Genomic DNA, 18977 nt, shown 5'->3' on the forward strand with positions numbered 1-18977 from the left:
TGTTTCTGCCAGGCATTTGAACGAAGATGAGTTGCTTGATTGTTTTCAATGTAGTTCAGGCGAACAATCGCACAGTTTTTATATCAGATGCTTTTGGCTAGTTCGCCACTTCCACAATTACTTTTCCTTCCGGCACCAGATACTGTGGGCGGCCGGTGGTATCCAGAATGGTGGTATTTGCTGCATCAATTCCCATGTGGTGGTAGAGCGTTGCAAAAATATCCTGGTAGGAAATCGGGCGTTCAATTGCATCTTCCGCCCATTTGTTGGTGGCACCAAGCACCATGCCAGTATTGATGCTACCACCTGCCAGTAATGCAGGCCCCACGCGGGGCCAGTGATCTCGGCCGCCGCTCTTATTGACACGTGGGGTGCGGCCAAACTCACCCCAAACGATGATACAAACTCGATCCCACAATCCCCGTTCCTTCAAATCAATGATGAACGCATGGATTGCATGGTCGACAATTGGTAACAGGTTCTTCATCCGTGGGAAGTTATTTGAGTGGGTGTCGAAATCGCTGAACGATACGCTGACGGCACGCACCCCTGCCTCTACTAACTTCCTTGCCAGTAATAACTTCCGGCCAGCAAACCGGTCTTCGCTGGTGGTTGATTGTACCCCCACGTTCGAAGCGGGTGCGGTGTAACGTGCGAGTGTTTTAGCGGATTCTGTTTCCAGATTCAGTGCGTTGGCAAATCGACCGGAAGTCAGCACCGAGGCTGCCTGCTGGGTAAATTGATCTAATGCTTCCATGCTGCCACTGGAATCAATCTGGCGACGTACAGAATCGAATTGGTTCAGCAGACTCAAACGATCAGACAATCGTTCTGGCGACAAATCAGAAACCAGTTCCAGTTCGATTTTGTGCTGTTCCCCACGTCGGGCAAGTTCGGTGACCATGCCCGCTTCTAACTCCCGTTGGAACATCTGGGAAATATCTGGCCGAAATGGATTGTAGGTGGGGCCCAGGAAGCCTGGTCGGGCGCTGTTCCGAACCTGTGGGCGGCCCTGCATGATATCGACAAATGAGGGCGAAGTATCGGTGGTGCTGCCCAGCAATTTCTGAATAATCGAGCCAACGGCTGGCCGGCCACCCAACGTACGCAGGTCACGGGCAGAGAATCCCGACTGGCACTGAAAAGCATCGTGCACATTCACGGAACCCACCAAAGAGCGGATAAAAACGCAGTCTTTGGCAATCGATGCCAGCTTCGGCATCAATTCGCTGATGAACACACCCGGAATAGTGGTGCGGATCGGCCGAATATCCCCTCGGATTTCTTCTGGAGCATCCGGTTTGGGATCGAATGTTTCGTGCTGCGGGGCACCACCATCCAGGTGAATGTTAATAATGGCACGGTGGGGCGTGTTTTCCGATGCGCGAACCTGAGATGAATTCGCCAATAACCCTGTTAATCCAAATGCAGACAACGAGAGCAGTCGGCGACGATCAACGGGATGTCTGATCGAAAACATTGGATCATGGAACATGAATGAACCCGCAAAATAATGAGTGTCTTTTAACGAATCAGTTCTGGAATCGGCTGACCGTCAGTAATTACTTTGGAAACATCGCCACTGATACCTGAAATCAGCCGCACCTGGCCGATATCCAGCAGTGTGTGCATGATGGTGGAAATCAGAGAGCGAATTGTCACCGGTGGGCTGGCCGGGCTGCCTCCGTCCTGATTGGATTTGCCAATAATTTCACCCATTGGCAATCCCCCACCGTACAGCATCAGTGGGCCGATATTCCCCCAGTGGTCACGACCACCTTTTTTGTTGATTCTTGGCGTGCGGCCCATTTCTCCGCAACACACCAGCAAAATCCTGTCAGACAATCCACGTGCTTCAATATCTTCGATCAAAGCAGAAACGGCATGGTCAAACGGTCCACCCACGTAAGGCATGGCATCGCTGGGTGGGGCATTATTCTGGTCGGAATGCATATCCCAGACAAAATTGGTGTTGACCGTCACAAAGCCACACCCCGCCTCGCACATGCGGCGTGCCAGCAGCAGCATTTTACCCAGGCATTGGGCGTGGTCAGTGTAGTATTTTTTGTTGTTCCATTTTTTGTCAATCGCATCCACATTTACCAGCGGTGCGGTATCGTAGCGGGCAATCAAACGTGGGTCTTCTTTCGACAGATCGAACGCATCTGCCACCCCACGCAGGATCACATCAAACGCCTGACCAGTGTAGCGGTCGTAGGTTTCCAGCGTCCCTTCGTGGTCCAGCGTCTTGTGAATTCGGTCAAATGAGGTCAGCAGCGACCGGCGGTCTTCAAATTGTTGTGGGGAGAGTTGCAAACGCATGTTTTTCTGCAGTTCCCCACTGCCACCTGGGATAAACGGTGCATAGGCACTTCCCAGTGGGCCACTGGCAGGAAAATTGCCCAGATTGGCCACCGGTGCGGTCGCATTTGGCTTCACCGACTCTGGGTAGAGCAGTACGTTCGTTGGCACACCCGTTGTGGGGTGATTCAGCCCCACCACACGCGAATAATAGGATCCAAGATTCGCACCCAGAGTTTCCTTATGGACAATGGGCTTGGCATCGTGATTCGCATCGCCGGGCACGTAAGACCGCACCGTGGTAAATTTGTGGGCAATTTTCGCCAGTTTCTGCATGGTGCTGCCAAAGGTGATCCCAGGGATGCTGGTTTTGATCTCCCCTGTCATGCTGCGAATTTCCGCAGGTGCGGTCATTTTGGGGTCAAACGTCTCGTATTGGCTGGGCCCACCGTGCTGGAAGAGGAAAATAACCGATCGGTTATGCATTACCGACTTTGTCTGGGCTTGCAATTGCAGCAAACCAGGAAAAGTCAGCCCACCTAAGCCTAATGTGCCAACTTGCAGGAAAGAGCGACGATTAATCCCACGTTCACGTGGATGGGTAAACGACAACATGATCTGTTTCTCGGCAGGATTGATGAAGTGTAATCGATTTTCAACAAAGATGAAAGGAAAATTGTTGTTTGAACTTGCGATTTTGGGAAAATTTGCATGATTGCAGCCGCAAATACGATTACATTTCTATCTGGATCTCTTCCCCCACGAGCAGCACGGGATAAGACAGAATTCCTGTGCTTGCGGGCGGGTTTAAGTGCTCTCCGGTTCGAACATCAAATTTGGCACCGTGCCACGGGCAGGTGATCTGGAAGTTTTCGCACCCACTTTCGTGCAGTGGGGCGGCGCGGTGGCTGCAAACATTGTCTACCACAAAAAATTCATCACCCTGGCGGAATACGGCAAAGATTTTACCTGCAATTTCCACTGAGCAACCACAACCTTCGTGCGGCACATCAGCCGTGGTTGCTATCGTAAATCGAGCCATACACAAAGTCCCCAACAGAAATGAGGAAAAGATTGAAGAAAGGTATCTAACGAGTCTCAATTATGTGTATTATTTCATGAAACACAATCCAGAAATGAAGAAGAATTCACATTTTTGGGTTTATTTTTGCTTTCCCTGGGAGGGATAAACCGGATTTAAGCCCACTTTCCAGGTGCGTTTCTTCAGATCGTGGCCAAGATTCTCATAAAAGCGATAGATCTCTGCTTCCAGGTTTGCTGTAATTTTCGGTTCTTTTCCCACCAGGTTGGTCAATTCTTTGGGATCGGTGGGCAAGTGATACAGTTCTTTCGTGTTGTTTTCCATGGTCAGGATCAGTTTCCAACCATCCCAGTCAATCGTGGCCCGTTTGTAAGTGTATTCACGGTAATCAGTTTCACTGAAGATGGGGCTGGGCAGAGATATGCCCTCCATGGTGCCACGTAAACTCTTACCACGTAACTGTTTTGCTACACGCTGGGGAGATTTTTGACCCACTAAATCCAGAATGGTGGGCATCAGATCAATACTACTAATGGCCGTTGCAATTCGATGACTCTTCGATTGCTTAGGCAGGTGAATTAGCATGGGAACATGCAGTAATTCGTTATACAATGTAAAACCGTGATCGTAGCGACCATGTTCATGAAATTCGGTACCATGATCGGAAGTAATAATGATGATCGTTTTTTCATTAAGTTTTAATTTTTGAAATTCTTCCATGAATTTGCCAAACTGCTCATCGGTGCGTTGGATTTTTTCATCATAGATCGCCCGCCAGAAGTCCACATCAGTCTGTCGCATCGCCAGTTTCCCCAACGACAAACCTTCTTCTCGCAGAATTTCCTGTTCCAGGGCACTACCTGTGAACTTTTCGTCGTAACCTTTGGCCACAAAGCGGTAATCATACCCACCAGTGGGCATACATTGTCCATGCACATCGTAGCCGTGCAGGAAAAGAAAAAAACGTTTGTCACGGTGCTCTTTGATCCATTCCAGGGCACGTGGGATGCTGTTTTCGAACTTACCAAACACGTTCGCCGGAAAATAATACCGATCAAAGCCCTGTTCGTAGCCAAATCCCCCACTGACACCTGCATTGCCAGTAAAGCCGCCGGTTTTGTAACCTGCCGCACGAAAAAGATCAGCCAGCGTAACCAGTTCCGGTGCAAGTTCCCCCAGTTTGGCCATTTTCTGCTGCTGTGGGGTCCATAACGCGAACTTGTTTGTCATCCGATGTTCGGAAGGATAGACGCCTGTAAACCAGGTCATCGATGCTGGCACCGTCCACGAAGCAACTGAATAAACATTCTCAAATACATAAGATTTTTGTGCCAGCTTATCCAGGTGGGGTGTAGTTTTGCGTGGATACCCCAAAAACTGGCAGTGACGTGCCTGAAGTGCATCAAAGCTGACAAAAATCACATTGCAATCGGCAAATTGTCCCACTTTGGGCAAATTGGCAGGTTGGGCATTTGAATCAGTTACGCACCAACATGCAGCGAGAACGATCAAATGAAGACGGAATGGTGAAAAAAATCTCATTTTTTTGGCTGTTCCATGAAGTTTCGCACCACGCGGAAGCCCACAAAGTGTTTGCGCTCGTCCGGTGTCAAGGAATAGCGTGCGGATGAGCGTGCCAGTGCCTGATCCATCATCCAGGAGCCACCACGAACGCACTTTGCTTTGCCATCCGGTGGTCCAGTGGGGTCTATTTTCGGCGAAGTGTTGTAGTAGTTTTTGTCGTACCAGTCAAACACCCACTCTGCCACGTTGCCGTGGACTTCATGTATTCCAAAGTCATTTGGTAAATAGTGGCCCACTTGAACAGTCTTGTTGGGTGAATTCCAACCACTGGAAATGCCATAAGCGCCTGCCACTTGTTTTGATTTCACGTTGGATTCTGTTCCCGTGTTCCCATTGCCAAAAAAATAAGGCGTGGTGGTTCCCGCACGGCAAAAGAATTCCCATTCTGCTTCCGTGGGCAATCGATAGCCATTCCCACCCAGCACCTTGATTTCTGCCGCAATGATCTGCTTGCCATCACGCTGAATGTTCTTCAACTCGTAATATGGTGCCAGCTTTTCCGCAGCACACAATTTATTGCAATATTCCAATGCATCGAACCAGGACACTTTTTCTACGGGCAATTTTTTGGCGATTTTTTGATCCTGAATAAAGTGGCTGGGATTGTAGCCCATTACTTTTTCAAATTCTTCCTGCGTGACTTCATATTTACCCACGAGAATGTGTTTTGTTAGTTCCACTTCATGGAGTCCTTCGTCCTGCTGACGATCGGGTGCACCAGGAGGCGTTCCCATCTGAAACTTGCCATGTGCAACCACCACGAAACGGGAATCGAGGCGTTTTTCGATCAATGCGATAATCTTCTTCGCGCGAACACGCACTTCGGCTGAATCACTTCTTTCTGCTAGTCGTAAAGCCGGTAGTGCCTCCATGCCCAACTTGCTTAACTCTGCGGTAGCAGCAGTTCGAATATCGAAATCATCATCATCCAGTTGCTTAATTAATTGTGCCAGCCGCAACGGATTGATGGTGGGTTCATTCGAAAGTAAAGGCCCCACAGTACAAGTGATTGCCGCAATTAGAAAAAAATTAAAAAAAGCGTGCATCGAAATCACTCCCACTGGATTGAGGTTATTTTACCTGATGCGTTATCTGACATGTAAGCAATTCTTGTTCTTTTGCCAACACGTTGCTCATAGGCACCGAAACCCATTGTGGGAGCAAGCTATGAGAAATCACTCATCAAAAGGATTTGCCTCTCTTTTCGGGGTTCGTTGCTAGTAAATCAGGCACAATCCAACATTTTCAGCATTTAATGGCCTGCTGCATGAATTTTGCCCACCAGTTATCGAGTTCTTACGGATAAAATAGTGCTGATGGTTCCTGATGCTCCCAACATGATACTCAGATGGCAATAAGATTAATTGTGCTCGCACTTCTTCTGATCGGTGGGACAGGGTGTAATCGTTCAGACGGTGAGAAACTGGTGCGGATCAGCGAACTGATTATCCAGCGTGCTCGTTCTGCCGCACCCAGTTCATTGCCATTTCAGGAATTCAGCAACGACCCAATCGCACGTCGGGTGCGGCAACGACTGGAAAACGATGTTTACTTAAACACTTTTCAGATCGACGTGCAGCAGCGTGTCGATGGCCTCTATTTGTCTGGAACTGTTCCCGATGAAGATTTTCGCAAGCGTGCAAACGATCTTGCCATCTCCACCGTGGGTGTTGTTGATGTGATCAATCAAATCCAGGTTCAGCCTTAAACTATTTCCAGAAAAGTAGTTAGGTGAAACCATTATCTTTTATTCAAAAATCGTATATATATTAGATTCGTTATATAGCAAGTCGCGACTGATTTCTCCCAGGCACTTCCAGTGGGTGAAATTTTTTCAGATATTTGCCATACGGAACTATATGGACGAATTTTGCGTCTAAAATACGTTCAGCGAGTTGCTTGTTAGCGTTCCAACCAAGGATAGTGGGTAGGCACAATGTCAAATGTCGTGGTTGCAAATTGTCCGAATTGTCAAAAAACATTAAAAATTCCACCCGCGTGGGCTGGTCAGGTGCTGAAATGTAAGCACTGTGGCACCATGCTGCAATCGAAAAAGAAGATGAAGCCCGGGGCAGCACCAAGTACAACCACAGCCCCACAGACCTCATCCCCGAAAAATGCTCCAGCAAGTGCGAATCCGAGTGGCCAACCATCACCCACATGGGAACCGCTGCCGGAAGTTCAGCCGATGCCGCAGGTGGAACCAATGCCTGGAACGGCGCAGCAACCGTACCCGTACTATCCACCCCAAGGTTATCCGCAGCAACCATACTATCCACAACCGGGTTATGCACCTCCGCCTGGATATGCGCCACCACCTGGGTACCAGCATCCTTATGCACCCGCCCCACAACAAGGGACATTTGTTCCCGCCTTTGATACCACGCAAAGTGCCACGACTGGCCGGAAAGGCCGTTACAAGGGTGGGGCATCACGATCGTGGGGTAAAATTATTGTTCTGGGTCTGTTTTTTGTCAGCATTGCTGCTGGTGGCACCTATCTGGGTGTAAAACAGCCACCTTGGTTTGCTTCGATTTTCAAATCAGGTCCTGAAAACACAGAAGTTGCTTCCGGCCCTTCCGCCAGTGGTTCCGGGGCAGCATCACCCAATATTATTCAATCAAGCGGCCAATCGGGATTATTCCCTCGTCGCATGCTGGCAGTTTCGATCCACAGTTATCTGTATGCCAATGCTCTGCATTCTGGCGATAACGGTGCCTTTGCCGATGAAGGGAAACGAAGTGGTACCCACGCCACACTGAAGAAGCTTGCCGATCGCTGGAAGGTGCCACCGGATCAGTTTTACCACCTGACAGATGCTTACACAGATACCAAGGCAAATACCAACGGCGATCAAATGGCAAAGGATACTGAACATCGGATGCCGTTGAAGAATGTGATTGAGGGGGCGATTGAACGCTTTGCTGGCACCGCCCGTGATCAGGATCGACTGGTGCTGGTTTTTGCTGGGCATGCCATTACGATTGATGGTGAAGCGTATCTGACACCGATTGAAGGCGATTTCGAAGATAAGGAATCGTTGATCCCTCTGAAATGGGTCTATGAGAAGCTGGCGCAGTCAAAAGCACAGGAAAAAGTGGTTATTTTCGACGTGTGTCGCTACCACCCCGACCGTGGGGCAGAAAAACCACACGCTGGACCTATGTCTGAAGAATTGGAGACGGCATTGCACTCCCCACCCGAAGATGTGAGTGTTCTGACATCCTGTTCGAAAGGTGAGCTTTCGTTCGAGTTGGATTATGCCCGCTTCAATAACGCGTATGACTTGCAGGGGAGCTTTTTCCTGAGCCTGATTAAAGCTGCTTCCAGTGCAGGCAAATTGACTCAGCCCAACCGGATTTCAGAACCGGTTGATGATGTGCCCGTCGAATTTTTCTACGAATTTGTGAAAGAACAGATTCCTAATGCGACTAAGGACAAGATTAATTTTGCCAGTCTGCCCGAGAGTCTTACTGGGAAGTATGCCGAAACAAAATCTCAGACACCAAAATTAACATTAAAGAGATCCGGTCCCACAGTTCCTTACAACTCGAAAGAAGCGTTGGCCGCACGATTCACCTTCCCGGAACACCCACCTACGGCTGATAAACAGTTGATTATGAGCATCATGAACGACATCAATCTGCCACCGATTAAATCGTTGCGAAAAGACGTCCCCACCCCACAACTGGCCGATTTTCTGCCGTTCGCTGAAGAAAAGTTAAAACCATTCATGGAAGGTGCGTTAGCAGAAGGTGCCAAGCCGGATGAGTTTCAGCAGGCCATTCTGGATGCGGTGAAGACGATGCGCAGTATCCGTCAGGAAGGTGGAGCCAACGAACTGCCCGAAACCTTCACAGGTGAAACCACCGATCAGGTGAAAGAACGTTTGAAAGCGGTGCAGCGAGTGCCTGCTACTGTGGAAAGTATTCTCACAGACAACCTGGATAAACTGGTGGAACTCGAAGAGGCACGCGAAAAGCAGCCGATGCGGTGGCAGTTACATTACGATTACGTGGTTGCTCAGTTGAAGTTGCGGATTTGTTACGTGAACCAGTACAATCTGGCCGTTGCCAAATATGTGGGTGGGCAGGTTGCTGAACTGACCAAGGATCAGAATGCCTACATTGTCGCACCGGATGAAAAACTGGATAAGCGTACCGATAGCCTGTACAAGGACATGTTCGATGAAGCGAAAGATTTGCTGAACACGATCATTACTGACCACCCCGGTACACCATGGGCACTGCTGGCAAAAGGTGATCGTTCTGTTTCGGTGGGGATTAAGATTGTCGGTACAAATTTTGGCGGCTTCTAAGCACCCATCGCTCATTCAATTTCTATAAATGAAAAATATTTCATAAATTACTGGCAATTTTTCCCTTTTTGGTACGAATAACTCTAAGGACTGCTCTGCGCCAATGAGGGTACACGTGAGTTATTTTGAGTCGGTGAAACATCCCTGGCCGATCCTGATTTTCCTGCTCCCACTGCTGGCAGTGTACGAAGTGGGTGTGATGAAACTTAGCCACGGTTCGACAGAAGTTCTTCGCAACGGTGCAGATGTGTGGTTTCGCTGGGGACTGGAAAAATTTGGCCTGCGCGAAGTTCTTGCGGCACCAGCAATCATTGTGGCAGTGCTGCTGGTGCGTGCTCTCTGGCGTTGGAGCGATCGGCCCAACAGCTTGATTTCAAGCATATTTGGCATGGCGATTGAAGGAATTTTCTTCGCTGGTCTTCTTTGGCTCGTGGCACGCAATTTTGCCAACTTGCTGAAACAGGTGGGAGTACCACTACAGGCACTGAATTTTCAACTGACACCAGAAACATATGAAAAAATTATCATGTATGCAGGTGCCGGGATTTATGAAGAGGTGCTTTTCCGGGTTATTCTTTTTGGTGGGTTGCTGCTGATTCTTCGGTTGATGTTTTTGCCCAGCCTGATTGCGGTACCAATTGCTGCCGTGCTTTCTGCAGTGACATTTGCTCTGGCCCACCATATCGGACCACATGGGGAATCGTTCAGCGATCCTGGATTTCGATTTCGGCTTTATTTTCGAATATTCGCAGGGCTTTACTTTGCCTTACTCTACAGAACACGTGGCTTTGGCATCGCAGTTGGAACCCACATGATGTACGATGTGCTGGCAGGGCTGGAAATGAAAAATTAATGAGGAAGCCAATTTCAGACCGATTTGGATTCGTTATAGATCATCCGCAAGCGAGCTTCAAACTCAACGGGAATGGGAACATCAGGCAGTTGGTGCGTGATGCGGATCGTTTCTTCATAACTTTTGAGATATATAGCGCATGGCACGCACCCACAGAGGTGGCGTTGGATAATCTGTGTCTGGTCTTCCTCCAGCGTCCCATCCACAAAATCAATCAGAATCTGGGTCACATGTTTACATGTTAGGTTCATCCCAATCGTTCCTCAAAATATTCAGACAAACTGTCCCTCATCATCAATCGAGCACGGTGCAATCTGCTCTTCACTGCAGAAACAGATAATTCAAGTATTTCTGCAATTTCTGCATTGGGCAGTTGTTCCACATCAGCGAGTACGAACACATCACGATACATTTCAGGCAACTTGGCAATTGCAGCATCAATCACTGCTTGTTGTTCTTTGGAAACAACTAAATCTTCTTGCAAACGTGGCCACGGGCGAATATGCCCCACATGGTGACCATCGTCATTAAAAGAATCTAATGGATCGTAAACTCGGCCGTCTTCCTGTTTTGCCCGCTTGCGACGGTGGGCCAGGGCAGCATTCACTGTAATCCGGTGCAACCAGGTGGGTAATGCTGCTTCCCCACGGAATGTGTCCAGCTTCCGCACCACCTGAAGGATGACATCCTGGGTAACATCTTCCGCATCAGAGTCGTTACCCAGCATCCGCCGCGCCAGATTATAGACACGGGGCATATACTCCCGAAACACTCGTTCTGGTGTTAATTCATTCGGGTCCGGTAACGCAGTAGGTGCGGCGTTCATATCTGACAAGTTAGAATGCCCTTCGAATGAATTCGATTCATTCGATATCAATTTATCAGCACATTTTACTGAAAAAATGGGCAGATGGCAGTTATACTCTGTAGGAAACAAATGCGAGCAAAAAAATACAAGTGAAATCTGGTAATTACTAGTCTACACCAAAAACCGCGCCTACAGTATTCTTAATCGCGTTAAAAAATTTTAATTTTATCTATAAATGGTGACTGGTTTAAGAGTTAATCCCCGCGGAAATTCGTTTTTGCACCAGATCTTTCCCAACATCCCAATGAACAACGTTTGAGGCAAACTTCATGTCTATAGTCGATTTATTCTCACTAACAGGTAAGGTGGCACTAGTTACTGGTGGAGGTGCCGGAATAGGAAAAGCGATTTCATTGATGTTTGCTGAATCAGGAGCAATGGTCGCATGTACAGATCGAAATCTGGACGATGCAAACAATGTTGCTGCTGAATGCCGTAAGTTTGGTTCAAAAGCAATTGGTCTACAGCTTGACGTTACAAGCGAAACTGACCGAATTGCTGTTGTAGAAGCAGTTGCAAAAGAGTTTGGTACGCTCTCGATACTGGTGAATAATGCTGGCGGAGGGGGCCCAAAGCCTTTTGGGATGCCAATGGCGGATTTTGATTGGGCCTTTCAGCTAAACGTATATTCATTATTTCGACTATCGCAAATTGTACATCCTTATCTCAAATCGGCAGGGGGTGGTGCAATTATCAACATTAGTTCAATGGCTGGCGAAAACAAAAACAAACACATGTGTTCTTATGGTGCTTCAAAAGCTGCTGTTAATCATCTTACTAGAAACATGGCTTTCGACTTAGGTCCGGATAATATCCGTGTTAATGCGATTGCACCAGGAGCAATACGAACTGCTGCACTAGCAAGTGTCTTGACCCCAGAAATTGAGCAAACGATGCTGAAGCACACTCCTCTCGGTCGCTTAGGCGAAGGGGTAGACATTGCTGCAGCAGCGTTGTTTCTTGCTACACCAGCTTCTTCCTGGATTAGTGGTCAAGTGCTGACAGTTAGCGGTGGTGGTAGCCAGGAATTAGACTGATCTGTAATTGTTTTCTGTTCATTAACTTAGTAATGGGAGTTTGTATGTCTTTCGACCCGTTTTCACAATTTCGGATGTCTGATCATGTTGCACTGATTACTGGTGGTGCACAAAATATTGGAGAAGCCATTGCCAAAACCTTTGCGGCAGCAGGCGCAAAGGTGATGATAGCAGATCTAAACGGAGAGAAGGCTGCTGCAACCGCCAAAGCACTTTCAGAAGCAACAGGTCAGAAAGTTCTTGGAATGAAGTGTGATGTAACTGATGAAAAGCAAGTGCAGGATTGCGTTGCAAGAACTGTTTCAGAGTTTGGATCGCTTTCAACACTGGTCAATAATGTTGGCTGGGGAGAGCTGAACCCTGATCCATTGGCAGTAACAAATGAGCAAATGATTAATTCATACAAGCTCAACACACTCAGTGCGTTAAGAATGGTTGAAGCAGCAGCGCCACACTTGAAAAATGCGAAAAATCCAAGCATTACGAACTCCGGGTCGATGGTTAGCTTGCTTCCTGCATTTGACTTTGTTGCGTATAGTTCTGCTAAAGCTGCTCTGAATCATTTGATGACAGGCCTCGCTCATTTGTTTGCGAAGCAAATTCGGGTAAACACTGTTGTCATTGGTACAGTAATCACAGAAGGCTATGCTTCTGCAGGGCTGGATGAAAAAATACAAGAAAAATTAATGAATCCAAACAATCTTGCTGGTCGAAGTGGTACGCCCCAAGATGTCGCTAACGCATTTCTCTGGTTAGCTTCTCCAGCAGGTGGCTGGGTCAGTGGCCAGATTTTGCAAGTGTCTGGTGGTCCAAGTCGAGTAAGATTAGTCCCCGAAGCATAATTCAGGAGTTACTCTTGCCAGAGTTACCATTTCAAAAATTGTTTGTCCTTCTCTTTATGATGACTGGCCCACTGAAAGTAGTGCCATCGTTTGCTCACTTTACCAGAGGTATTGAAGCTAACAGACGCAACAGAATTGCTCGTCGTGCAATTGTTTTTGCTGCAGCGGGTGTAATACTGGCTGTTTTTGTTGGCTTTTCAATTATGAAATCCTGGGGAGCTTCACCACAGGCTTTGGCTGCCGCAACGGGTATTCTTCTTTTGATAACTGCTATCCAATCACTGATAGGGTGGCCATCACCAGTTCAATCTCAAAACGACGACAAGTCGGACCGAATCGCATTATCACCCGTTGCTTTTCCTACGATTCTACCTCCTTTTGCTGTTGGTGTATTAATATTATTTGGGGCGTATTTCCCAAACTTGAACAATCAATTAAAGATGATCGCATTGGCTTTTTTAATTCTAATTCTTGACCTGATAGCAATGCGCTATGCCGACCAAATCATGAATTACATTGGCTCAAATGTGTTGCAGGTGCTTGGTGCTGTTTTTGGTGTGCTTCAACTATCGTTGGCAATTCAGATGTTGTTTTGGAGTTTCGGAATTCCAACGACGATGTTGTAGTTGCTAAAACGTAAAAATGAATTTTGTTTGAAATACCCATGCCTGATTATCTAGCCGATTGTCACCTTTGAAACCGGCCCACAATCGGGCTACCTCTGCTCCTATCTGCAAATACCTATTATGTATATACATGATGTTCCCATACGCATTTTGTTGTCTTGTTCGTCCATCAATGGCAACATCTCGATCTAGCGCATCATCGATCATGAATCCACCATGGGTAACCCATTGTGGGTGAAATTTATATTCGACTTCTGCAAAACCGCCTGCAGCGCGAACTCCTTGACCTGTTTGTGTATTGAATGTTTGTTTAATGCCTGCAGCATAACTTCCCAGAGCATTCCCGTAGAATCCTTCCAACGTGATTGCCCACTCTGGAGTGATTTGCCATCGAAAATCTGCTCCATACATCCAAACCAACGTGGTGAATCGTTCTGCTGGCGAAATGAAATTGCTGCGCGAAAATCGCAATTCTCCAATCGCACCGGAAAACCCGAATTCAAGGGGAAAGAATCTTGCGTTTTCTTCTTTTTCACCCAGATTGATACCAAACCGATGTTCAATGTTTGGCCATCCATTCTCTTCACCTAATTGAATTCCATCCGGACCAGAAGTAGGCACTTGAAAGAAATCTGTTCCAACAGGCGAAGTTAAGGCAAACTGAGGATTCAACATGAGCAAATCATCGATTCTCAAAAATCTTTCAACTTTTAGTTGAGGACGCATAAAACCAAGATTTCCAAAATCTGATCCTGAAGCAGGATTCAGCACGCTTGGAACTCGAGGATTCACTAACGCATTGGTTACACCACCTGTAAATCCCCAATCATCGTTATAAACTTTTGCGTACAAATAATATTGGGCCAATCCATACACGTTGGCATCAATCACATTCGATAGAAAATATGTTTCAAATCTTGCAAGGGTTTTGAAATCACCCAGATTTGGGCCCGTAAACAAAAAACCCAGTGTACTCTGGCGTGCGCTAATTACATTTGTCCACTGGCTTTCTGGAGTATCCGGTCCCAGAAAAATATATCCAAATGGTGATAATAATCGACCATCGGATGTAACTGTATCTAGTGCAATCCGACCATAAACCAAAAGGCCAACATCGGGTGAAGACGATTTCACCTGAATGAAAGCTCCTCCATTTGGTTCTTCTGGTGAGGACAATAGATTATAAAACGGTGCAGCATTTTGATTTGTGTTTGCTTGAAGCACTTCAGGGCTTTCAGAAATCCGTTCGCCATTTTCAGAATTCATCTGAGATGGTGTACTCGTTGTTTGCGGAATTGTGTTGGAAGTACTTTGACCATAAACTGGCAAGTATGTTAGAAATCCAACTGTTATCAGCGCAATGATCAGAGAATTTATAGGCATGGGAGTTACTCAACGACTTCTCGTAGTTGAGAAGTTATAATTCCTGATAAAATCCAATCGCATCAACGGCGAATAACTCAAAAGTCGAGATGAGTCAATACAGGCTTTTTTAAAATGGAATCAATGTTTAGTCGGAAATGTCTTTCCAGTTTCGCTATCCTTCCAAAACACCAGGAACGCCAGCACAGCAAAAATCGGTGCAATGCCCACCATCCCAAGTGAAAAGAAAAACGACTTTGTTTCGACTGCCAACTTCCCCTGCAGTGGGACAATGACAGCTAATGCTGCTGCGTTGATGGCACTTAATGTCCCTGTCACTTTCCCCTGGTGGTGAGCAGAAACTTCCTGGCTGAGGGTAAAGTAAGTGGGGAATAAACCCATTGCACCAAAGCCTACGGCCAGCACAACGACGATCAGGATGGCACTTTTGGGCAGTATCGCTGCAATCAGCGTCAGCAGAGTCAGCCCCACGCAGCCCACCATGACAATAGTGCGTGCAGATTTGAAACTGAAACCACGACCAATCAGTCGCATGGTCAGCCAGCCCACAGTCAAAGAACCCATATCGGCGAATAGATAATATGTAGAACTTAACAGGTTCATCGTTCGTTCGGAATAGCCTTTTTCCTGCTGCAGAAATACCGGTAGCCAGAAGCCGTAGGAACGCCAGGTGATATTGATCGAAACCACGACGACGACACAGACCCAGAATTTTTTGTTGCTGAAGATCGACCAGTAGGAGCTTTTCTTTTCGTTAATCAGGTTGGAATCTGCTCGAACATCACGATCGCGGACTATGGCCAGCCACAGGATTGCCCAGAGGATCCCCAGGATGCCAACAACTCGGAAGGGCATTTTCCAAACAAGTGGGGAGTTGCTTGGGTAGCCCAGGCTGACCACGGCTTCGAGAGTCAACAAAATCACCAGTGGTGTTAAAATTGCCCCCACTGCGGTGCCACTATGCAGAAGTGAATTGCCCATCGAGCGCTTGGCAGGTGGGAGAATCCGTTTTGTCGTGACCACCCCACACGACCAATTACCCGATTCAAAAAAGCCCAGCATCACACGACAGAGAATGATGTAGGTTAAAGTGGGGGCATAACTTGTTAAAATGCCAGCTATAGACCAGGCAACAACAATGATCGCGTAAATCCAGCGGACATTCCCACGATCGACCAGCATGCCGATGATGATGGCACCTGCGGCAAAGCCCCAGTTATACCCACCTTCGATATGACCGTAGGCGGCGTTATCAATTCCGTAATAGGTTTTGATCCGCACCCCATTCTGGCTGAGCGCATTGCGGTCCATGTAATTCAACACGGTGGCAAGCAACAACAATCCGCAAATCATCCATGGGCGAAAAGAATTGGGAGTGGTGCCGGGTGCAGGAGAGATCATCGAGTGTTTTTCAATTCTGATATAATTTTCGTAGCAGTTTAATGTATTTCGCACTGATTGCTACGGAAAAAGTAGAAAAATGGAAACTTCTCGAGAATCATCTGCTGGGTTATTGTTGTCTGGAACTGCTTTTGTTCTGGCCTTGCTTGGCTTTGCGGCAAGCTGCCTGGCCGCGGCTCCTGTGGGGCAACTGTTAAATATCCCATTTCAGCATGCAGCACAATCAAAGCAGTTGATCTGGTTAATCGCACCCGCAGTGGGGAGCATGTTGGCGGTAGTGCTGGGATACCTGGCAATCAAGTCCCGCTCCCAGCAGGAGTTACACTACATTTGTACTGGGTTTGCGGTCTTCAGCATGATGATCGGCTGGCTTGCCATCGCTGTCTGCACAGTGATTGCTTATGTTCAGTATGTCTATCCAAAAATGGGCATTTAATTTGTTCGGTTATTCTTTGGTTGGTCCAAACTGGACTATCTGCGGTCGTACGACCAACACCAGTCCCTGCGGAAAATCGGTTCTCGGTACCTGATTTTCAATGAATTGACACATTCGATCCCAGTGCACTGCAGTGAACTGTGAAATTGGCCAATGTTCCCGTCGACATAAATATCGCAGAACTTCTTTCTGCAGCCAACGTGGGTGCGACAGAAATTCCCCCCGACTTAGAATTCGGACCCTTCCTGCAGGTGGTAGTTCGATTTTCGATAACAATTGCTCGCACCACTCCTCGATACCTTCTGACAATTCCTGTGCCTGCATTGCTAATTGTGTTAACTGGTTTTCCACTGAAGGATTAAAGGTTTTTAATAAAGGGATCAATTCGTGGCGAATGCGATTTCGAGTATAGTCTGACGCTGCATTGGTGCTGTCTTCCCGCCAGGATTGCCCAATTTCACGCAAGTAATCTTCCAGTTCACTGCGAGCAACCATCAGCAGTGGGCGGAGAAGTGGCACAGTTCCCTCAAGTAAGCGTACTGTTGGAATTGCACCCAGGCCACGCACCCCTGTGCCACGAATGATCCTGTGTAATACAGTTTCTGCCTGATCGGTTTTGGTGTGTCCCGTGGCAACCCAGCAAGCCTGGTGCTGGTGGGCGATCCGAGCCAGAAAATCGTACCGAAGTTTCCGGGCGGTGGCTTCGATCCCATCTGAGCCTGTATTCGTAAAACTATCTGAAGGTAAAGTTTCGGTAATGTGGGTGATTTGCGGCAACAGGCAATTAACCCATTCTGCATCGGCAAGACTTTCCGGTCCACGTAACTGGTGATTCAAATGAGCAATGAGCAAGCACCCGGGAGTGAAAATTTCCGCCAGCAGGCGGGCGAGAGCAACGCTATCGGCCCCACCGGAAACAGCGACGATACCAGGACGCCCCACCGTGGGAGTGAAATCTCGAAAGAAGATCTCCAACTGAGTGAGCAAACCACTAGCCACAATGAATCCCCTGAAAATCGAACCGCACTTGACACTTCCTCTCGCAAACATTATTCGTCACCAGTTATCGGGCAAGATCAAGGTGAAGAACAACGGGTGTATGGCTTGTCGATGAGGTGGATGTTAATTCTGGTGGGTGTCCTGCTGCTGTGCGTCGTCGCTGCAGCAACACAGGTACAACCTTATTATCCAGATGGCACCCCCAAGCGATCAGGTTCACACGAATCGCTTGGTTTACCACCATGCACCTATAAGTATTTGTTTAATTCACCTTGCCCTTCGTGTGGCATGACTACCAGTTTTGCATTGTTCATTCGGGGTGATATTGCAAACTCTTTGCGGGCCAATTTTATTGGCACCGGATTGATTATTTTGGTCTTGCTAATTATCCCGTGGGCATTTATCTCTGCGTGGCGGGGAAAGTATCTTTGGATTCGACGTGCAGATCTTGCCTTTGCGTTGTTGTTTGGACTGATTAGTGTATGCATCCTGATTCGTTGGGGGATACAAATGCTGCTGACAATTCCTTAGCAGTAATTGTAAAAGACGGATCGGCTACAGGGGAAATTATCATGGCGAAACGGATTTCGCGCCGAACGTGGCTTTTGGGTTCTATTTGTGCATTTTCTGCTTTTGGCTGCGGTGCCAACCCATTTCTGCTTCCAGAATTGCTGTTAGGCGGCAGACAATCACAGATTCCTGCAAAGTTTCCCATAGCACCAGACGATGATGATCTACCACCCACCAAGGCATATGTGCTGGTTGCAAACCGTGTTACCATTGATCCCGAACTGGCACCTGTTGAAGGATTGCTGAATGGCGAACTGATTGATGTTCTGACGGCACGGTATACGGCAAATAAAGACCGAGTACAGGTAAAATACAAATCTAAAATCGAAGAGTTCAAGCGACAGAATCCAGGGTGGAAAACTATGGATATGTACGCACTTGGCAAAAAAGAAAATTCAGACATCGTGATCTACGTGGAGATCGAGTCATTTAATCTTTATGTGCCGAATTCACAGAAAAATCTGCTGAAAGGCGAAATCTATGCATCTATTTTTGCATACGACATGCGCAAAGATCAGCACGAACCTGTTTACAAAGCCAACTACAAAAAACAGTACCCGGAAGGTCGGGAAATTCTGGCTGAATCCCCAGGTGAAGTCAGTAAGTTTCGCAGCGATTTTATCCATAAGATCGCCACGGAAATCTCTACCCACTTTGCAGATTCCAGCTCCGATGCAATTCGTCAGATTGATTAATCTGAGATTTGCATTCAGTAGA

Annotated in this window: 19 protein-coding genes; 9 read left to right on the forward strand and 10 right to left on the reverse strand. The window is 47.4% G+C overall.

Annotated elements, in window-relative coordinates:
- Positions 1-97: 97 nt before the first annotated feature.
- The 5 genes from R3B84_04150 to R3B84_04170 form a co-directional block, all read right to left on the reverse strand.
- Positions 98-1495 carry a DUF1501 domain-containing protein gene (locus tag R3B84_04150; GenBank protein MEZ6139744.1) on the reverse strand — a complete coding sequence of 466 codons (1398 nt, stop codon included), beginning with the start codon at positions 1493-1495 and terminating at the stop codon, positions 98-100.
- A 29-nt stretch (positions 1496-1524) separates the two neighbouring features.
- Positions 1525-2916, reverse strand: coding sequence for a DUF1501 domain-containing protein (locus R3B84_04155; GenBank protein MEZ6139745.1), 1392 nt, complete (start codon positions 2914-2916; stop codon positions 1525-1527).
- A 118-nt stretch (positions 2917-3034) separates the two neighbouring features.
- Positions 3035-3343: a Rieske 2Fe-2S domain-containing protein gene (locus R3B84_04160; protein ID MEZ6139746.1), complete on the reverse strand. Its 309-nt coding sequence runs from the start codon at positions 3341-3343 to the stop codon at positions 3035-3037.
- Between the two features lie 120 nt (positions 3344-3463).
- Positions 3464-4885, reverse strand: coding sequence for a sulfatase (locus tag R3B84_04165; GenBank protein MEZ6139747.1), 1422 nt, complete (start codon positions 4883-4885; stop codon positions 3464-3466).
- On the reverse strand, positions 4882-5973 hold the full coding sequence (locus R3B84_04170) for an SUMF1/EgtB/PvdO family nonheme iron enzyme (protein MEZ6139748.1): 1092 nt from the start codon (positions 5971-5973) through the stop codon (positions 4882-4884). Before R3B84_04170 ends, R3B84_04165 begins: the two co-directional genes overlap by 4 nt.
- A gap of 302 nt (positions 5974-6275) precedes the next feature.
- Between R3B84_04170 and R3B84_04175 the strand changes: the two genes are divergently transcribed.
- The 3 genes from R3B84_04175 (at position 6276) to R3B84_04185 (ending at position 10098) form a co-directional block, all read left to right on the forward strand.
- Complete coding sequence (locus R3B84_04175) at positions 6276-6635, forward strand: BON domain-containing protein (GenBank protein MEZ6139749.1); 360 nt, start codon at positions 6276-6278, stop codon at positions 6633-6635.
- Between the two features lie 228 nt (positions 6636-6863).
- On the forward strand, positions 6864-9245 hold the full coding sequence (locus R3B84_04180; protein ID MEZ6139750.1) for a caspase family protein: 2382 nt from the start codon (positions 6864-6866) through the stop codon (positions 9243-9245).
- Positions 9246-9360: 115 nt separating this feature from the next.
- Positions 9361-10098 carry a CPBP family glutamic-type intramembrane protease gene (locus R3B84_04185; protein ID MEZ6139751.1) on the forward strand — a complete coding sequence of 246 codons (738 nt, stop codon included), beginning with the start codon at positions 9361-9363 and terminating at the stop codon, positions 10096-10098.
- A gap of 14 nt (positions 10099-10112) precedes the next feature.
- On the opposite strand, the gene R3B84_04190 is transcribed toward R3B84_04185, so the two are convergent.
- Positions 10113-10349: a zf-HC2 domain-containing protein gene (locus R3B84_04190; GenBank protein MEZ6139752.1), complete on the reverse strand. Its 237-nt coding sequence runs from the start codon at positions 10347-10349 to the stop codon at positions 10113-10115.
- A complete protein-coding gene (locus R3B84_04195; protein MEZ6139753.1) occupies positions 10346-10924 on the reverse strand; it encodes a sigma-70 family RNA polymerase sigma factor in 579 nt (192 codons plus the stop codon). Before R3B84_04195 ends, R3B84_04190 begins: the two co-directional genes overlap by 4 nt.
- Before the next feature lie 311 nt (positions 10925-11235).
- Here R3B84_04195 and hdhA point away from each other — a divergent pair, with 311 nt between their 5' ends.
- The 3 genes from hdhA to R3B84_04210 are packed head-to-tail and all read left to right on the forward strand — an operon-like array spanning position 11236 to position 13471.
- Positions 11236-12003 (forward strand): 7-alpha-hydroxysteroid dehydrogenase, encoded by a 768-nt coding sequence (hdhA, locus tag R3B84_04200; GenBank protein MEZ6139754.1) that lies wholly within the window; start codon positions 11236-11238, stop codon positions 12001-12003.
- 44 nt (positions 12004-12047) lie between these two features.
- The gene (locus tag R3B84_04205; protein MEZ6139755.1) at positions 12048-12845 is read left to right on the forward strand and encodes an SDR family oxidoreductase; all 798 of its coding nucleotides are present in this window, start codon (positions 12048-12050) and stop codon (positions 12843-12845) included.
- A gap of 14 nt (positions 12846-12859) precedes the next feature.
- Positions 12860-13471 (forward strand): MarC family protein, encoded by a 612-nt coding sequence (locus R3B84_04210; protein MEZ6139756.1) that lies wholly within the window; start codon positions 12860-12862, stop codon positions 13469-13471.
- A gap of 3 nt (positions 13472-13474) precedes the next feature.
- Here the strand turns inward: R3B84_04210 and R3B84_04215 are convergent, their stop codons facing one another.
- Together R3B84_04215 and R3B84_04220 are read right to left on the reverse strand one after the other, a co-directional pair.
- On the reverse strand, positions 13475-14854 hold the full coding sequence (locus R3B84_04215) for a hypothetical protein (protein ID MEZ6139757.1): 1380 nt from the start codon (positions 14852-14854) through the stop codon (positions 13475-13477).
- Positions 14855-14974: 120 nt separating this feature from the next.
- Positions 14975-16255, reverse strand: coding sequence for an MFS transporter (locus R3B84_04220; protein ID MEZ6139758.1), 1281 nt, complete (start codon positions 16253-16255; stop codon positions 14975-14977).
- A 79-nt stretch (positions 16256-16334) separates the two neighbouring features.
- Between R3B84_04220 and R3B84_04225 the strand changes: the two genes are divergently transcribed.
- Positions 16335-16691 carry a hypothetical protein gene (locus tag R3B84_04225; GenBank protein MEZ6139759.1) on the forward strand — a complete coding sequence of 119 codons (357 nt, stop codon included), beginning with the start codon at positions 16335-16337 and terminating at the stop codon, positions 16689-16691.
- Positions 16692-16700: 9 nt separating this feature from the next.
- Here R3B84_04225 and tilS read toward each other — a convergent pair whose 3' ends face one another.
- The gene (gene tilS, locus R3B84_04230; GenBank protein MEZ6139760.1) at positions 16701-17690 is read right to left on the reverse strand and encodes a tRNA lysidine(34) synthetase TilS; all 990 of its coding nucleotides are present in this window, start codon (positions 17688-17690) and stop codon (positions 16701-16703) included.
- Between the two features lie 120 nt (positions 17691-17810).
- Here tilS and R3B84_04235 point away from each other — a divergent pair, with 120 nt between their 5' ends.
- Both R3B84_04235 and R3B84_04240 read left to right on the forward strand, forming a co-directional pair.
- Entirely contained in the window at positions 17811-18221 is a 411-nt protein-coding gene (locus tag R3B84_04235; GenBank protein MEZ6139761.1) for a DUF2752 domain-containing protein, read from the forward strand.
- A 41-nt stretch (positions 18222-18262) separates the two neighbouring features.
- Entirely contained in the window at positions 18263-18955 is a 693-nt protein-coding gene (locus R3B84_04240; protein MEZ6139762.1) for a hypothetical protein, read from the forward strand.
- Positions 18956-18977 lie beyond the last annotated feature (22 nt).

Origin of the sequence: Zavarzinella sp. (assembly GCA_041399155.1) — a bacterium.
Lineage (GTDB): Bacteria > Planctomycetota > Planctomycetia > Gemmatales > Gemmataceae > JAWKTI01.

What these genes read in the sequence shown, in the direction of transcription:
- R3B84_04240 (MEZ6139762.1), top strand. Translation starts at nt 18,263, where the DNA reads ATGGCGAAACGGATTTCGCGCCGAACGTGGCTTTTGGGTTCTATTTGT.
- R3B84_04225 (MEZ6139759.1), top strand. Translation starts at nt 16,335, where the DNA reads ATGGAAACTTCTCGAGAATCATCTGCTGGGTTATTGTTGTCTGGAACT.
- R3B84_04235 (MEZ6139761.1), top strand. Translation starts at nt 17,811, where the DNA reads ATGTTAATTCTGGTGGGTGTCCTGCTGCTGTGCGTCGTCGCTGCAGCA.
- R3B84_04170 (MEZ6139748.1), bottom strand. Translation starts at nt 5,973, where the DNA reads ATGCACGCTTTTTTTAATTTTTTTCTAATTGCGGCAATCACTTGTACT.
- R3B84_04220 (MEZ6139758.1), bottom strand. Translation starts at nt 16,255, where the DNA reads ATGATCTCTCCTGCACCCGGCACCACTCCCAATTCTTTTCGCCCATGG.
- R3B84_04205 (MEZ6139755.1), top strand. Translation starts at nt 12,048, where the DNA reads ATGTCTTTCGACCCGTTTTCACAATTTCGGATGTCTGATCATGTTGCA.
- R3B84_04150 (MEZ6139744.1), bottom strand. Translation starts at nt 1,495, where the DNA reads ATGTTCCATGATCCAATGTTTTCGATCAGACATCCCGTTGATCGTCGC.
- R3B84_04195 (MEZ6139753.1), bottom strand. Translation starts at nt 10,924, where the DNA reads ATGAACGCCGCACCTACTGCGTTACCGGACCCGAATGAATTAACACCA.
- R3B84_04165 (MEZ6139747.1), bottom strand. Translation starts at nt 4,885, where the DNA reads ATGAGATTTTTTTCACCATTCCGTCTTCATTTGATCGTTCTCGCTGCA.
- R3B84_04175 (MEZ6139749.1), top strand. Translation starts at nt 6,276, where the DNA reads ATGGCAATAAGATTAATTGTGCTCGCACTTCTTCTGATCGGTGGGACA.
- R3B84_04190 (MEZ6139752.1), bottom strand. Translation starts at nt 10,349, where the DNA reads ATGAACCTAACATGTAAACATGTGACCCAGATTCTGATTGATTTTGTG.
- hdhA (MEZ6139754.1), top strand. Translation starts at nt 11,236, where the DNA reads ATGTCTATAGTCGATTTATTCTCACTAACAGGTAAGGTGGCACTAGTT.
- R3B84_04215 (MEZ6139757.1), bottom strand. Translation starts at nt 14,854, where the DNA reads ATGCCTATAAATTCTCTGATCATTGCGCTGATAACAGTTGGATTTCTA.
- R3B84_04160 (MEZ6139746.1), bottom strand. Translation starts at nt 3,343, where the DNA reads ATGGCTCGATTTACGATAGCAACCACGGCTGATGTGCCGCACGAAGGT.
- R3B84_04155 (MEZ6139745.1), bottom strand. Translation starts at nt 2,916, where the DNA reads ATGTTGTCGTTTACCCATCCACGTGAACGTGGGATTAATCGTCGCTCT.
- R3B84_04180 (MEZ6139750.1), top strand. Translation starts at nt 6,864, where the DNA reads ATGTCAAATGTCGTGGTTGCAAATTGTCCGAATTGTCAAAAAACATTA.